Annotated in this window: 10 protein-coding genes; 5 read left to right on the top strand and 5 right to left on the bottom strand. The window is 58.3% G+C overall.

Going from position 1 to position 15,082, the window contains the following annotated elements:
• Positions 1–155: 155 nt before the first annotated feature.
• Entirely contained in the window at positions 156–4,109 is a 3,954-nt protein-coding gene (gene putA, locus JL015_RS09510; protein ID WP_201018284.1) for a trifunctional transcriptional regulator/proline dehydrogenase/L-glutamate gamma-semialdehyde dehydrogenase, read from the bottom strand.
• A gap of 455 nt (positions 4,110–4,564) precedes the next feature.
• Here putA and putP point away from each other — a divergent pair, with 455 nt between their 5' ends.
• Entirely contained in the window at positions 4,565–6,052 is a 1,488-nt protein-coding gene (gene putP, locus JL015_RS09505) for a sodium/proline symporter PutP (protein ID WP_201018283.1), read from the top strand.
• Positions 6,053–6,121: 69 nt separating this feature from the next.
• Here putP and JL015_RS09500 read toward each other — a convergent pair whose 3' ends face one another.
• The gene (locus JL015_RS09500) at positions 6,122–6,793 is read right to left on the bottom strand and encodes a polysaccharide lyase family 7 protein (RefSeq protein WP_201001594.1); all 672 of its coding nucleotides are present in this window, start codon (positions 6,791–6,793) and stop codon (positions 6,122–6,124) included.
• Positions 6,794–7,102: 309 nt separating this feature from the next.
• Between JL015_RS09500 and JL015_RS09495 the strand changes: the two genes are divergently transcribed.
• Genes JL015_RS09495 through JL015_RS09485 form a run of 3 tightly spaced genes read left to right on the top strand, consistent with a single transcriptional unit; the run spans position 7,103 to position 10,120 of the window.
• A complete protein-coding gene (locus tag JL015_RS09495) occupies positions 7,103–9,229 on the top strand; it encodes a two-component system response regulator (RefSeq protein WP_201018282.1) in 2,127 nt (708 codons plus the stop codon).
• Positions 9,230–9,270: 41 nt separating this feature from the next.
• Complete coding sequence (locus tag JL015_RS09490; protein WP_201001596.1) at positions 9,271–9,798, top strand: M48 metallopeptidase family protein; 528 nt, start codon at positions 9,271–9,273, stop codon at positions 9,796–9,798.
• A gap of 25 nt (positions 9,799–9,823) precedes the next feature.
• Complete coding sequence (locus tag JL015_RS09485) at positions 9,824–10,120, top strand: winged helix-turn-helix domain-containing protein (RefSeq protein WP_201018281.1); 297 nt, start codon at positions 9,824–9,826, stop codon at positions 10,118–10,120.
• Positions 10,121–10,132: 12 nt separating this feature from the next.
• Here JL015_RS09485 and JL015_RS09480 read toward each other — a convergent pair whose 3' ends face one another.
• A complete protein-coding gene (locus JL015_RS09480) occupies positions 10,133–10,591 on the bottom strand; it encodes a GNAT family N-acetyltransferase (RefSeq protein ID WP_201001599.1) in 459 nt (152 codons plus the stop codon).
• A gap of 258 nt (positions 10,592–10,849) precedes the next feature.
• Between JL015_RS09480 and JL015_RS09475 the strand changes: the two genes are divergently transcribed.
• Positions 10,850–11,602 carry a substrate-binding periplasmic protein gene (locus JL015_RS09475; RefSeq protein WP_201001601.1) on the top strand — a complete coding sequence of 251 codons (753 nt, stop codon included), beginning with the start codon at positions 10,850–10,852 and terminating at the stop codon, positions 11,600–11,602.
• On the opposite strand, the gene yccS is transcribed toward JL015_RS09475, so the two are convergent.
• Positions 11,568–13,763, bottom strand: a complete 2,196-nt coding sequence (gene yccS / locus JL015_RS09470; protein ID WP_201018280.1) for a YccS family putative transporter — start codon at positions 13,761–13,763, stop codon at positions 11,568–11,570. The two genes, JL015_RS09475 and yccS, sit on opposite strands and share 35 nt — an antisense overlap.
• A 124-nt stretch (positions 13,764–13,887) precedes the next feature.
• The gene (locus JL015_RS09465) at positions 13,888–15,066 is read right to left on the bottom strand and encodes an NAD(P)/FAD-dependent oxidoreductase (protein ID WP_201018279.1); all 1,179 of its coding nucleotides are present in this window, start codon (positions 15,064–15,066) and stop codon (positions 13,888–13,890) included.
• Positions 15,067–15,082: the final 16 nt, after the last annotated feature.

The following is a 15,082-nucleotide window of genomic DNA, read 5'->3' as shown; positions in this document are numbered from 1 at the left end:
GCATGATTGATAAGGGTGATGGTAGGGGAGCGATTGGGCGCAAGCGGCAAGCGGAAAGCTACAAGCTACAAGCTACAAGCTACAAGTTAAAAGCCTGAAGCCTGAAGCTTGAAGCTTTTAACTTGTAGCTTGCCGCTTAAAACTTGCAGCTTTCCTCAACCTATCGTCATCAGGCTCGCATTACCTCCCGCTGCGGCGGTGTTCACGCTCAAGGCGCGTTCGATCACCAGTCGCTCCAGGGCAACGTTGGTTTCGCCGTGTGACAGGCCGTTGACGCCGAGGATCGCGCCGGAGCGCTGGGCTACCTGCTCGCAAATGGCACGCAACTGGTCCGAATCGCCATGGTGCAGAACGGCGTCGATCAGCACGTCATCCTTGCTCCAGTCCGCAACCAGCTTGATGCGGGCCTGAACCTCTTTGGGCAGGCGATTGCGCAGAGGCTTGCTGGTCGTGGTTTCCGGCCAGATGGCGGTGCTGCCGACGGCCAGAACCGCAGCCAGTTGCGTCAGCAGGTCGGTTTCGTCATCGGCCAGGCACAGCACGTGTTCACGCGGCAGGATGCTGTAGCTGTTGCGTTCACCGGTCGGCCCGGTCAGCAGGCGGGTAATGCCGCTTTGCGATTGCTCGGCAAACTGGCTGCACAGCTCATCCAGTGCGGACTGCTGATTGCTGGCGGCCCAGGCTTTCAAGGCTTGTAAGGGTTTGCCCAGTGCTTCCTGCAGACGAGTATCGGGGGCGATCAGCTTGTCGCCACGGTCAAAGGATTGTTCGATGGCGTCCTGTGGACGGGTCGACAACAGGCGATACAGATACAGCGGCCCGCCCGCTTTCGGTCCGGTGCCCGACAGGCCTTCGCCACCGAAGGGTTGTACGCCGACCACGGCACCGACAATGTTGCGGTTGACGTAGACGTTACCCGCATTGACGTTATCGATGACCTTGGCAATCGTTTCGTCGATGCGCGTGTGGACGCCCAGTGTCAGGCCGTAACCGGTGGCATTGATCTGGTCGATAAGCTGGTCCAGTTCCTTGCGCTTGTAGCGAACCACGTGCAGCACCGGCCCGAAGATTTCCCGTTGCAGTTCGTCGAAGCTTTCCAGTTCGATCAGCGTCGGCATCACGTAGGTGCCGCGCTTGAGGTCCGCGCTGTTGGCGATTGCCACCTGATAGACCGTGCGGCCTTTGTCGCGCATGCCCTGAATGTGTTTTTCGATTCCGGCCTTGGCCTCTGCATCGATCACCGGTCCGATATCCACGGACAGATGTTCCGGGTTGCCCAGGCGGTTTTCAGCCATGGCTCCCTTGAGCATTTCGATCACGCGGTCGGCGGAGTCTTCCTGCAGGCACAGCACGCGCAGTGCAGAGCAGCGTTGGCCGGCGCTGTCGAAGGCCGAGGAAAGGATATCGATCACCACCTGTTCGGTCAGTGCCGACGAGTCGACGATCATGGCGTTCTGGCCACCGGTTTCGGCGATCAGCGGAATCGGCCGGCCCTGAGCATCGAGACGCCCGGCAATGTTACGTTGCAGCAGGCGCGCCACTTCGGTGGAACCGGTGAACATCACGCCTTTGACGCGCTCGTCGCCCACCAGTCGGGCACCGACGGTTTCACCGCGTCCGGGCAGCAGTTGCAGCACGCCTTCCGGGATACCGGCTTCAAGCAACAGGCGCACGGCCTGGGCCGCGATCAGCGGGGTCTGTTCGGCAGGTTTGGCCAGCACCGGGTTGCCAGCGGCCAATGCCGCTGCGACCTGACCGCTGAAAATCGCCAGCGGGAAGTTCCACGGGCTGATACAGACCACCGGCCCGAGCGGGCGATGCGTGTCGTTGCTGAAATTGTTGCGGGCCTGAACGGCGTAGTAGCGCAGGAAATCCACGGCTTCGCGAACTTCGGCAATGGCATTGGCGAAGGTCTTGCCTGCTTCGCGGACCAGCAGGCCCATCAAAGGCTGGATCTCGTTTTCCATCAGGTCGGCGGCGCGCTCAAGAATGGCGGCACGCTCGGCTGGCGGTGTGGCTTGCCAGATAGGGCCTGAAATCAGCGCGCACTGGATGGCGTTATCGACATCTTCCAGAGAGGCTTCCTGGACATGGCCTACCACGTCTCTCTGGTCGGACGGGTTCAGGGTTGGCTGAGCGGTGCCTTCGCTTGCCGGGCAGCCCAGCAGCGGCGCGGCTTTCCAGTCGTTGTGTGCGGTCGCCAGCAATGCCGACGACAGCGAGGCCAGACGATGTTCGTTGGCCATGTCGATGCCGCTGGAGTTGGGACGCTCCGGGCCATACAGGTCGCGCGGCAATGGAATGCGCGGGTGCGGCAGGCCGAAGCTGCCTTCCTGGGTCGCCATGCGTTCGATGCTGCTGACCGGGTCGGCCACCAGTTCCTGAATCGAGACCGACTGGTCGGCGATGCGGTTGACGAACGAGGTATTTGCGCCGTTTTCCAGCAGGCGCCGTACCAGATACGCCAGCAACGTTTCATGGGTGCCGACCGGCGCATACACACGGCACGGACGGTTCAGCTTGCCATCGGCAACCTTGCCCACCACCTGTTCGTAAAGCGGTTCGCCCATGCCATGGAGGCACTGGAATTCGTACTGGCCGGGGTAATAGTTCTGACCGGCGATGTGATAAATGGCTGCCAGTGTATGGGCGTTGTGGGTCGCGAACTGTGGATAGATGACTTCCGGTGCTGCCAGCAACTTGCGGGCACAGGCGATGTAGGAAACGTCGGTATAAACCTTGCGGGTATAGACCGGATAGCCTTCCAGGCCTTCGACCTGGGCGCGTTTGATTTCGCTGTCCCAGTACGCGCCTTTTACCAGACGGATCATCAGGCGATGGCGGCTGCGACGGGCCAGGTCGATCACGTAATCGATCACGTACGGGCAGCGTTTCTGGTACGCCTGAATGACAAAGCCGATACCGTTCCAGCCAGTCAGTTGCGGCTCGAAGCAAAGACGTTCAAGCAAGTCCAGCGACAGCTCAAGGCGGTCGGCTTCCTCAGCATCGATATTCAGGCCGATGTCGTATTGCTTGGCCAGCAGGGTCAGCGACAGCAGGCGCGGATACAGTTCTTCCATCACGCGCTCGTATTGAGCGCGGCTGTAGCGAGGGTGCAACGCCGACAGCTTGATGGAAATACCCGGGCCTTCATAAATGCCGCGGCCGTGAGAAGCCTTGCCGATGGAATGTATGGCCTGCTCGTAGGAGGCCAGGTACTTCTGCGCATCATGCTCGGTAAGCGCTGCCTCACCCAGCATGTCATAGGAGTAGCGAAAGCCTTTGGCCTCAAAGCGACTGGCGTTGGCGAGGGCTTCGCCAATGGTTTCGCCAGTCACGAACTGCTCGCCCATCAAACGCATGGCCATGTCCACGCCCTTGCGGATCATGGGCTCGCCGCTCTTGCCGATGATGCGGCTCAGGGAGGAGGAGAGGCCTGTTTCGTTATGGGTGGAAACCAGTTTGCCGGTCAGCAACAGGCCCCAGGTCGCGGCGTTGACGAACAGCGACGGGCTGTTGCCCAGATGCGGCTGCCAGTTGCCGTTGCTGATCTTGTCGCGGATCAATGCATCGCGAGTGCCTTTGTCCGGGATGCGCAGCAATGCTTCGGCCAGACACATCAATGCCACGCCTTCCTGGGAAGAGAGCGAGAACTCTTGCAGCAGCCCTTGAACGATTCCGGCGCGACCGCTCGCGCTCTTCTGGTTGCGCAGTTTTTCGGCAATGGAGGCCGCCAGCTTGTGGGTGGCTTCGGCCATGGGTGCGGGCAGGCGGGCCTGCTCCAGCAGCATGGGGACCACTTCCTGCTCGGGGCGACGGTAGGCGGCGGTAATGGCGGCGCGCAGCACCGATTGCGGCAGGATGCTTTCGGCAAACTCCAGGAAACTCTGATAGCTCGTGTCGGCCGGCAACTCGCCGCTTTCATCGCCGTCCTTGCTGCCCTGGCCATTGAGTTCCTGCAGGGTTGCACCACTCTCCAGCTTTTCCAGGTAATTGAAGATTGCCTGCTTGATCAACCAGTGCGGCGTACGGTCGATGGATTGCGCGGCTGCTTTCAATCGCTCGCGGGTCAGGTCGTCAAGCTTGACGCCCAGAGTGGTGGTGGCCATGTCTTGTCCTCATTGTCGCCACTCTAGTGCGTGGCTTCGGCTTTGGCGCAGGTTAGCTTTGCTCTGGTAAAGGTGCAACCGGGTGCAACCTGTTTTTTGCGGAATATTTCAAGGCTATTTCTCTTGAGGCCCCGCTATACGGGACAAATGAGTGATTCTGGTGCGTTTTCTTTTGCGTAAGCGTCATTTGCCGCTTCAAAATGGGGCGGAAATCACAGTGCAATGATCATTTTGCAGAAGGTGCAACTGATTCGTTTAATTTGGTTGCACCTTTTTCAGTTTGTCTAATAGGATTCGCAGCCACGGTGCAACCGTTAGCGAGTCGTTCAGTGGCTGCTTCCTTGCGGAAATCTCAGCCAGCGCTGCGTCGGATACACAGGCATGGATAACAGGTTCGGTAACCGACTTCCCCTGAGTATCGGGCGTTTGATAAAAACAATGCCAAGGCAGAACTCATGAGCTTCAACAACCCTACCCTGATCACCTTCGTGATCTATATCGCTGCTATGGTGCTGATCGGCCTCATGGCCTATCGCTCCACCAACAACCTCTCCGATTACATCCTTGGCGGACGCAGCCTCGGCAGCGTGGTGACCGCCCTCTCGGCGGGTGCTTCGGACATGAGCGGCTGGCTGCTGATGGGCTTGCCCGGTGCCATCTACATGTCCGGCCTGTCGGAAAGCTGGATCGCCATCGGCCTGATAGCCGGTGCTTACCTGAACTGGCTGTTCGTGGCCGGTCGTCTGCGTGTGCAGACCGAGCACAACGGTGATGCGTTGACCCTTCCGGATTACTTCAGCAGCCGTTTCGAAGACAACAGCGGCGTGCTGCGTATCATCTCGGCCATCGTGATTCTGGTGTTCTTCACCATCTATTGCGCTTCGGGCATCGTGGCGGGCGCGCGTCTGTTCGAGAGCACTTTCGGCATGTCCTACGCCACATCGTTGTGGGCGGGCGCGGCAGCAACCATCGTCTACACCTTCGTGGGTGGTTTCCTGGCGGTGAGCTGGACGGATACGGTTCAGGCCACGCTGATGATCTTCGCGCTGATTCTCACGCCGATCATCGCCCTGCTGGCGACCGGCGGCATCGACACCACGTTCCTGGCCATCGAAGCCCAGAACCCGACCAGCTTCGACATGTTCAAGAACACCACCTTCATCGGTGTCGTTTCACTGCTGGCCTGGGGCCTGGGCTACTTCGGCCAGCCGCATATCCTGGCGCGCTTCATGGCGGCGGATTCGGTCAAGTCGATTGCCAGTGCCCGTCGTATCTCCATGACCTGGATGATCCTGTGTCTGGCCGGTGCGGTTGCGGTGGGTTTCTTCGGTATCGCTTACTTCGCGGCGAACCCGGATGTGGCCGGGCCTGTGACCGAGAACCCGGAGCGGGTATTCATCGAGCTGGCGAAGCTGCTGTTCAACCCATGGATTGCCGGTGTGCTGCTGTCCGCGATTCTTGCGGCTGTGATGAGCACCCTGAGCTGCCAGTTGCTGGTGTGCTCCAGTGCCCTGACCGAGGACTTCTACAAGGCGTATCTGCGCAAGAACGCTTCGCAGCTTGAGCTGGTCTGGGTCGGCCGGGCGATGGTACTGCTGGTTGCTGTGATTGCCATCCTGCTGGCCGCCAACCCTGAAAACCGCGTATTGGGTCTGGTGAGCTACGCCTGGGCCGGGTTCGGCGCGGCATTCGGGCCGGTGGTGCTGATTTCGGTGATGTGGAAAGGCATGACCCGCAATGGCGCGCTGGCTGGCGTGGTCGTCGGTGCAGTAACCGTGGTGCTCTGGAAGCAGTTCAGCACCATCGGGCTATATGAAATCGTTCCGGGCTTTATCTTCGCCAGCCTCGCGATTGTGCTCTTCAGTCTGATTGGCAAAGGCCCGTCGACTTCGATGCAAGAGCGTTTCATCGCTGCCGAGAAAGAGTTCAAGGCTGCCCGTTGATCGGTTTGTCCTGAAATGAAAGAGGCCCGCCCATTGAGTGCGGGCCTTTTCTTTTAGGCGGTGTACATATCAGATCTTGTTGTGATCGATATCCAGATTATAAAACGTGGCTTTTCCGCCTTCAGTGCTGTAGCCGGAGTTGTCCTGGGTATATACGCCAGCCTTGAAATACAGTGGTTTTGTACTCCAGGAAGAGCTGATGGATGTGCTCCAGTTCACATCTCTTGCACTGACACTCAATTCACCACCGGGGCTCAGGTGGATGATGTATTTGAATTTCTCATTGAGTGGAACACCTTCGGCAATCTTGATGACTTTGCTTTCGTCATCATCGAAGCGTTTGCGAACTTTCACCACGATATTGCCGGTCTGGGTTTTGGTCTTGTACTGATACTCGACCTTCAGCATCGGCTCGGTGCTGTCGTAGGCGTGTATCTGGCCAATCACGATCTTGCCGGATGACGGCACCTGATTGACCTCCAGGGTCGCATTCAGAAAATTGTCCGCTTCGGGATACAGCCAGTTGTGCAACGTGCCGTCAGACCACGTCTCGCGCAGCTCGCTGCGTGGGTATTTGGCATTTTCGGTGCGCGACCCGGTGACGGGCGACCAGAAGAAAATGTATTCCGAGTGCGACTCGAAATACTTGCCGTCATAGCCTTGGCGCAGTTGCGAGGTTTCGATGGTTTTGGGGGGTGAGCCCACCGGAATGCTGAGGTTCCAGGATCCAAGATCTATCATTTTGTGCTTCCAGAAATATTCATGCGACTGTCGGAAGTCTCTATTCAGAGGGTTCGGGCAGTTCTTATACGATTTGAAAGCGCATTTGTTAATGCTTGGAGATCGAACTAATGACGTCAAAGTGCTGTCACTTTTCTTGTAGGACAGAATTTATATGGCCTGTAGGAATATACCGTTAGTCGGTTATGTGGAACTTTTGTGGTGGCAATGAGCTGCCTTGCTGCTGCTTTTTTCAGGAGCGACTAAAGTTGATACAGATTGGATACGGTTTTTTGTAACAGGCGTCTCCCACACAAGTAGAGAAGCAGCATGGAATGCGTGCAATCCAAGCCCAATGATGGCTCTTCGGTTCTTCTGGTTGTTGATGACTACCCTGAAAACCTGGTGACGATGTGCGCAGTCCTGCAGCGCACGGACTGGCGCATTGTCACGGCCAGTTCAGGAGTCGAAGCGCTGACGGTGCTTCTTGAGCAGGAGGTGGATCTGGTTCTGCTGGATGTGCAGATGCCTGACATGGATGGATTCGAAGTTGCACGTTTGATGCGTGGCAGCCAGAGGACGCGCCTGACCCCGATCATCTTCCTTACTGCCAACGAGCAGAGCCCGGCTTCAGTCCACAAGGGCTATGCGAGCGGTGCCGTCGATTATCTGTTCAAACCCTTTGACCCGAACGTGCTGAAGCCCAAGGTTCAGGCCTTGCTGGAGCAGCAGCGCAATCGTCGTGCCTTGCAAAAGCTCACTCTGGAGCTGGAGAGCGCAAGAGCGTTCAATGCATCGGTACTGGCCAATGTGGCTGAAGGCATTGTGGTGATCGATGAGTGCGGCATTATCAGTTTCGCCAACCCGGCCATCTGCCGTTTGCTCAATGCCACTGTCGAGCAACTGTGCGGGACCAGCGTGCTGGATTATGTGTTGGAACCTGGGGTCGAGAGCTGGCAGGAGTCTGACTTCTACAAGCACTATCGCCAGGCTGACACTTACCGTGTGCATGATGCTGTCCTGCGCACTGTCGAGGGCGGCCAGTTGCCTGTGGCGCTGTCTTGCGCACCATTGCCTTGTGAACAAAAGGCAATGGTGCTGACTATTCTCGATATGTCGGTGGTGCGCGACCTGTATCACCAGCTCGAACAACAGGCCGTTACCGATGCCTTGACCGGGCTGCTCAACCGCCGTGGTTTCTATCAGGCTGTCGAAGGCATGCTGTTGCGCAACGAGCATGCGGACAAGTATCTGGTCGTGCTGTATCTGGATCTGGACGGCTTCAAGCAGATCAATGATTCGCTTGGCCATGATGCTGGCGATCAGGTCCTGCTCTGGGTGGCTGGGCAGCTCAAGGATTGCCTGCGCCCCTACGATGTTCTGGCGCGTATGGGCGGCGATGAATTTACCGTGGTGATCGACGGCTTCGACTATCCCGAGCAGGCTGCAAAGGTGGCTGAAAAGTTTATCGAGCGGGTATCGGTCAGGCGTCAGGTTGACGGTGTGGATATTGCCTTGGGCGTCAGTATCGGAATTGCGACTTACCCTGAATGTGGCTCCAACCTCGATGGCTTGCTGCGGGCTGCGGATATCGCCATGTACGAAGCCAAGCGGGCAGGGCGCCAGCAGTATCGGTTCTATGACCAGAACATGAACGGTCGTGCGCGTTCGCGCCTGATGCTCGAAGACAGTGTGCGCAACGCCATCGACGGCAAGAACTTCTCTGTGGTCTATCAGCCTCAGGTCTACGTCGCCGATGGACGGCTGCGCGGCTTTGAAGCCCTGTTGCGCTGGCAGCACGCGAGTGTCGGAGAAGTGCCGCCCGCCCTGTTTATCCCCTTGCTGGAGGAAACGCGGCTTATCAACCGGCTGGGCAGCTGGATCTTCGATCAGAGCGCTGAGCAGCGCCAGACGTGGAGTCGGGTCTTTACCTCCGATCTGGTTGTCAGTGTCAGTATCAGCCCGACACAATTCTGCATGCCCAATCTGGCCGCGGAACTGAGGCGGGCAATAGAGCGCTTTGAATTGCAGCCCGGCCAGCTGGAAGTTGAGATCACTGAAGCTTCGCTGGTGAACAACCTGAGCCACAGCCACAAGCAATTACAGCAACTGCGCGATATCGGTGTGCGCGTGGCGCTGGATGATTTCGGTGTGGGCGATTGTTCGCTGTCGCACTTGCGCAATCTTCAGCTCGATACCCTGAAGCTTGACCGGCACTTCATCGCCGGCCTGCTCGATTCGCCTCGCGATGCCGTTCTGGCGCGCAGCATCATCGATCTGTGCCGCAACCTGGACATATTGGTGATTGCCGAAGGGGTCGAGACTCTCCAGCAGTATGAGTGGCTGGTCAACAACGGTTGCCAGGTCATTCAGGGTTTTCTGGTGGCCTATCCGCTGGATGCCGGAGACACCCTGTCTTTCCCTCAGCGCTATGACTGGTCGAGGCTGCTGGCCTGATTACGGTAGACTGGCGCCTTTGAATCATTTGTCACGGCCCCATGACTGCTTCAGCTCTTGCTCCGCTCAAATACCTGCAAGCCTATCCTGCGTCCCTTCAGGATCAGGTGCGGCAACTGATTGCGCAGGACAAACTGGGCGATTATCTGCAACAGCGCTATTCGGAGCGGCATCAGATCCAGAGTGACAAGGCGCTGTATGCCTATGCCCTGGCCTTGAAGCAGGAACATCTGCGCAATGCGCCGCCTATCGACAAGGTGCTGTTCGATAACCGTCTCGACCTGACTCATCGCGCGCTCGGTTTACACACCACGGTTTCGCGAGTGCAGGGCGGCAAGCTCAAGGCCAAGAAGGAGATCCGCGTCGCTGCGCTGTTCAAGGAGGCGGCGCCGCAGTTCTTGCGAATGATCGTGGTGCATGAGCTGGCTCACTTCAAGGAGTCCGATCACAACAAGGCGTTCTACCAGTTGTGTGAGTACATGCAGCCCGGCTATCACCAGCTGGAATTCGACTTGCGGGTTTATCTGACATATCGCGATCTGCAGGCAGGCGCCAGATCGACAAGCTGAATATCGTGCCAACAAGGATTTGAAGATGGATGTCAGCAAGACCAAAAGCAGTTTTTATCGGCGCCTGTATGTGGCTTATCTGATCGACCGCCAGATCGCCAGCACGGTGCCCGAGTTGACGGAGGTCACCGGCATGCCGCGCCGTACGGCCCAGGACACCATCGCCGCACTGGCCGACCTTGATATCGAATGCGAATTCGAGCAACAGGAAGGCGCCCGCAACCATGCAGGGCACTACCGGATTCGTGACTGGGGTGCGATCGACAGCGACTGGATAACCCGGAATCTGGCCAATATCAAATCCGTGCTGGGTTATCCCTGAGGGCGTTCTGCTTTATTCGAGATCGCGGCGCATGCCGATGTGCGGGATATCGTCTTCCAGATACACCTCGCCGACCGCGTTGAAGCCGTAGCGGCTGTAGTAGCCCTGCAAATGCGCTTGCGCCGACAGATAGATGGGCTGGTCGGGCCATTTCTTTTCTGCATGATCCAGCGCCTGCACCATCAGTTCATGGCCCATGCCTTTGCTGCGAATCGACGGTGCGGTGACCACGCGGCCAATGGTGACATCGCCGCCTTGCTGGATCGGGTCCAGCAAACGCAGATAAGCCACCAGCTTGCCTCCTTGCCAGGCCATCAAATGGCAGGTATCGCCTGTCAGGTCCAGACCATCAACATCCTGATACACGCACTGCTGCTCGACCACGAACACCTCGGAGCGCAGTTTCAGAACGGCATAAAGCTGTTCGATGCTCAGGTCGGTATGGTGTTTGCAGATCCATTTGATAGGCATGTTTTTGACTCGCAGATAAACCAGAAAGGAATTCTAAACGCATCCGGCCGCATTCCCAATAAAACGCCGTGATGTCCATCGGTGGCTCTGGCCCATGTGAGGCAAAATATTTTCTGGATCAATCGTATATATGCAACATTCATCTGGGTTGTTTCCTGGCGGGATTGGGTCTTCAATACAGGTCAGGATTCAAGTGTCGGTGTTGGTCAACGGCTGTCAGTCTGGATCGGGCATGCTGCCCACCTGGGGAATTCAAGCATGTCGCGATTGCTTCAAGCCATTGGGTTGCTGGGGTTACTGTTGATCGCTCAGGCCGGCGCAGAGGAGAAGTTGCGCCTGGTCGCCGATGCCTGGCCTCCCTTCACTGATGACGCACTGCTCAACGACGGTCTGGCGACCGATATCGTGAGGACCGCCTTGCAGCGTGCCGGGTATCGAACGGTATACGAGCAGGTCCCCTGGGCGCGGGCGATGCATGGTATCGCCGAGGGGCGCAATGATGTGCTGATCAATGCCTGGTTCAATCAAGAGCGCACGCGGGTTGGCCAGTTTTCTGCCGAGTATCTGGTCAATCGTGTGCGCTTTCTCAAGCGCAAAGGCTCGGATATCGATACCTCGAACCTTGCTCAACTGCATAAGTACATCATTGCGGTGGTGCGCGGTTATGCCTACTACCCGGCGTTCGATAATGACCCGGCGCTGAAAAAAGTACCGGTCCACAATTTTTCGATGGCTGCGAACATGCTGGCTGCCGGGCGTGTTGATCTGGCTCTGGAAGATGAGTTCGTGGCCCGCTACAGCCTTGCCAACGAGCCTGACGAGGTGCGCAACCGCCTGGAGTTCCTGCCGGACTCGCTGAGCGAGAACAGCCTGCATATTCTGGTCAGCCTGAAGAACCCCAGGCATGCAGAAATCGTTGCCGGTTTTGACCGGGAAATCGCGGGCATGAAAGCAGATGGCACCTACGACGAACTACTCAGACGGCACGGTCTGTTGCCTCCGGCCCTTTGATCAAATGTGCTGCCAGTGTGCGTAGTGGCGCCAGCTGGCGATAGATCAAGGCCAGTTGCGTTTGTACCAGTCGCTGGCTTTCGTCCAGCTCATCGGGCATCTGTTCCAGTTGGGTGGCCAGCTCTTCTTCCACATCGTTCTGCACGGCTACCGGTTTCTTTTCGGCCAGGCTCTGGGCGATTTCATCAATGCTGGCCGCCAGTGCCGCGCCTGCACCATCGATGAGCTGTTCGTGGACATCGCTGGGCAGTTGGGTATCGCGATGCGCGCCCAGCCCCGAGAGATAACTCAGCAGCGTGTGCGACAGCACCAGGAAACGAAAGCCCACGTCGGCTTCCTTGCGGAAGTGCCCAGGCTCCATCAGCATGTTCGCCAGCGTCGTGGAGAGCGCCGCATCGGCATTGTGCGCATTGCGTCGTGCCAGACGATAAGCCAGGTCGTCGCTCTTGCCCTTGGCGTATTGCTGCATGATCTGGCGCAGGTAGGTGCTGTTGCAGCTCAGGGTATTGGCCAGCACCTTGTTCAGCTTGCGCCCTTGCCAGTCAGGCAGGAACAGGAACACCGCAAGCCCGGCAATCAGGCTGCCCAGCAGGGTATCGAACAGGCGCGGCAGGAATAACCCGTAGCCATCGCCCACCTGATTGAAGCAGAACAGCACCATCACCGTGATCGCTGCGGTCGAGAGGGTGTAGCGTGTTGTGCGGTTGACGAAGAACACCACGCCGGCCAGCACCGCACACATCGATTGCAGGACCGGGTTGGTCACCAGATCGAACAGCGCCCAGCCCACGGTCAGGCCAAGAGCGGTGCCGATGATCCTCTGCACCAGTTTGCGCCGGGTCGCGCCGTAACTTGGCTGGCAGACGAAAACCGTGGTCAGGATGATCCAGTAGCCTTGTGAAGGGTGGATCAGATGCACCATGGCGTAACCCACCGTCAGGGCCAGCGGCAGGCGCAAGGCATGACGGAACAGCAGCGAGGTCGGCGTCATTTGCAGGCGCAGGCGTGTCCAGACGTCCTTGAGATTGCGCGGCGAACGGTCCAGCAGGCTGCTGTCGGTCGCATCGGCCAAGGCGTCCGGGTTGCTGGCATCGCTGATCAGGCGATCCAGGGTTTCAAGGTTGGCCGCCAGTGCCCGCAAGGAGCGCAACAGACTGCGCCACGCCGGGTTGCTCTGGATGCGCAAGTGCTCAAGGGAAGCGCGCAGGTCCTCCATTGCTTCGGCAAAGCTTGGGTCGTAGACAAACGGCTGGCGTAACTGGATGGATTCGGACAACGCCTGACAGGCCACGCCCTGCTGGCGCAGCAGACGCTGGCAGCGGAACAGCACATCGCTGTGGAAAAACGCTTCGGCCAGCGAGTTGTACGGGTAATGCGAAGAGCTGGCGCGCTCGTGAATGTCCTGTGCGATGAAGTACAGCTTCAGATAACGGCTGACTTTCGAGCCGGGCCGGCCATTGCCGACCCGATGCAGGATGATTTCCTTGGTGGTGTTCAGTGCGGCAACGACCCGGCCGTTCTGTTTGGCCAGTTCCAGGCGTCGCTCTTCCACATTGAGGGTGCGAATCGGCTCGAACAGGGTCGACTTGAGCTTGAGGTACAGCCCAAGTTCGCGAAACAGCCGTGCCAGCGCCTGCTGGACCGGCTGGTTGGAAAACAGCATCTGCCATAACACCGACAGCAAGCCGTACCAGGCCGCTCCCGCCACCAGCAGCATCGGTTCATGCCAGAAATCGAGAACCTCGCCACCGCGCTGGTCCACGCCAATCATGGTGTAGACCGACAGAATCAGTGTTCCATAGGCAATCGCACCATAGCGCTCGCCCAGCGCCCCGAGCATGGTCAGGCAGAAACTGGCCAGGGCCAGCGCGCAAACGAACAGCCAGGGATAGGGAAACAGGAGTTCGACGGCCAGCGCGGCAATGCTGAAACACACCAGCGTCACAGCCAGCGCATTGAGACGGCCTTGCCAACTGTCATCGGTTTCGGCCAGAGCGCAGGCGATAATCCCCAGGAACAGCGGGATCAACAAGCCCATCTCATTTTGATACCAACACAGCGCCATGCTGCCGGTCAGCGCGATAAAGACTCGAACGCTATAGCTGAACTTGTCCAGCGCCCATAACCGACGGAGTGTATGACGCAGAGATTTTGATGCCATGAATGAGCTGACGGCCTTGTTCGCAATTGATCGATCCCGCAGAAAGATATGTACAGGCCCGAGGCTGGCCTGTACATCCGCTTGGGAAAAAAATTATTGCCCGCTGTGAGCTACGTCCTGTCTGTCAGACGTATTGGGCCGCCGCATAAGCCGATGCCCAGGCCCACTGAAAATTGAAGCCGCCCAGATGGCCGCTCACATCCAGCACTTCACCCACGAAATACAGCCCAGGCGATTTCAGCGATTCCATGGTCTTGGAAGACACTTCACGGGTATCGATCCCGCCCAGCGTAACCTCGGCGGTTCGATAGCCTTCGGTGCCGGCCGGCACGACCTGCCAGCCCGCCAGCTTTTCAGCGATCCCGGCCAGTTCTGCATGGGTGTACTGCTTCATCGGCTTGGAAACGAACCAGTGCTCGGCAATCAGGTTGGCCATCTTCTTGGTGAAGATTTCCCCCAGCAGGGTCTTCAACTCGCTGTTCGGGCGTTCGGCTTGCTGCTCGGTCAGCCAGTTCGGGACGTCGTGATCGGGCAGCAGGTTGATTTCCACGCAGTCGCCCGGCTGCCAGAACGACGAGATCTGCAGGATTGCCGGGCCACTGAGGCCACGGTGGGTAAACAGGATGTTCTCGCGAAAGCTCATGTCATTGCAGCTGACCAGACAATCCACCGACGTCCCCGACAGCTCGCTGCACAGTTCCTTGAGCTGGTCGGTAATGGTGAACGGCACCAGCCCGGCGCGAGTCGGCAGCAGCGTATGGCCGAATTGCTTGCCGACCTGATAGCCGAAACCTGTGGCCCCCAGCGTCGGGATCGACAGACCGCCGGTGGCGATTACCAGCGATTCGCAGCTCAAGGTGCCAAGGGTGGTTTCCAGGCTATAGCCGGTTTCAGTCTTTTCGATCTGCTGCACGGAAGTGTCCATGTGCAGGTTGGCACCGGCCTGTCGGCACTCTTCGAGGAGCATTTCGAGAATGTCGCTGGACTTGTTATCGCAGAACAACTGGCCCAGCTTCTTCTCGTGGTACGGAACGCCATGCTTGGCGACCATGGCGATGAAGTCCCACTGGGTATAGCGGGCCAGTGCCGACTTGCAGAAGTGCGGGTTCTGCGACAGAAAATTGCCCGGCTCCGTGTACATGTTGGTGAAGTTGCAGCGCCCGCCACCGGACATGAGAATCTTCTTGCCCGGCTTGTTGGCGTGATCGATCAGCATCACCTTGCGCCCACGACCTGCGGCGGTGAGCGCACACATCAAACCTGCGGCGCCAGCGCCAATGATTACAACGTCAGTAACGGGCACAGCATGGTCCTCGTGT

It is taken from the genome of Pseudomonas cichorii (assembly GCF_015471405.1).
Classification (GTDB): Bacteria; Pseudomonadota; Gammaproteobacteria; order Pseudomonadales; family Pseudomonadaceae; genus Aquipseudomonas; species Aquipseudomonas serbiensis.
This window is presented reverse-complemented; position numbering and strand designations above follow the sequence as displayed.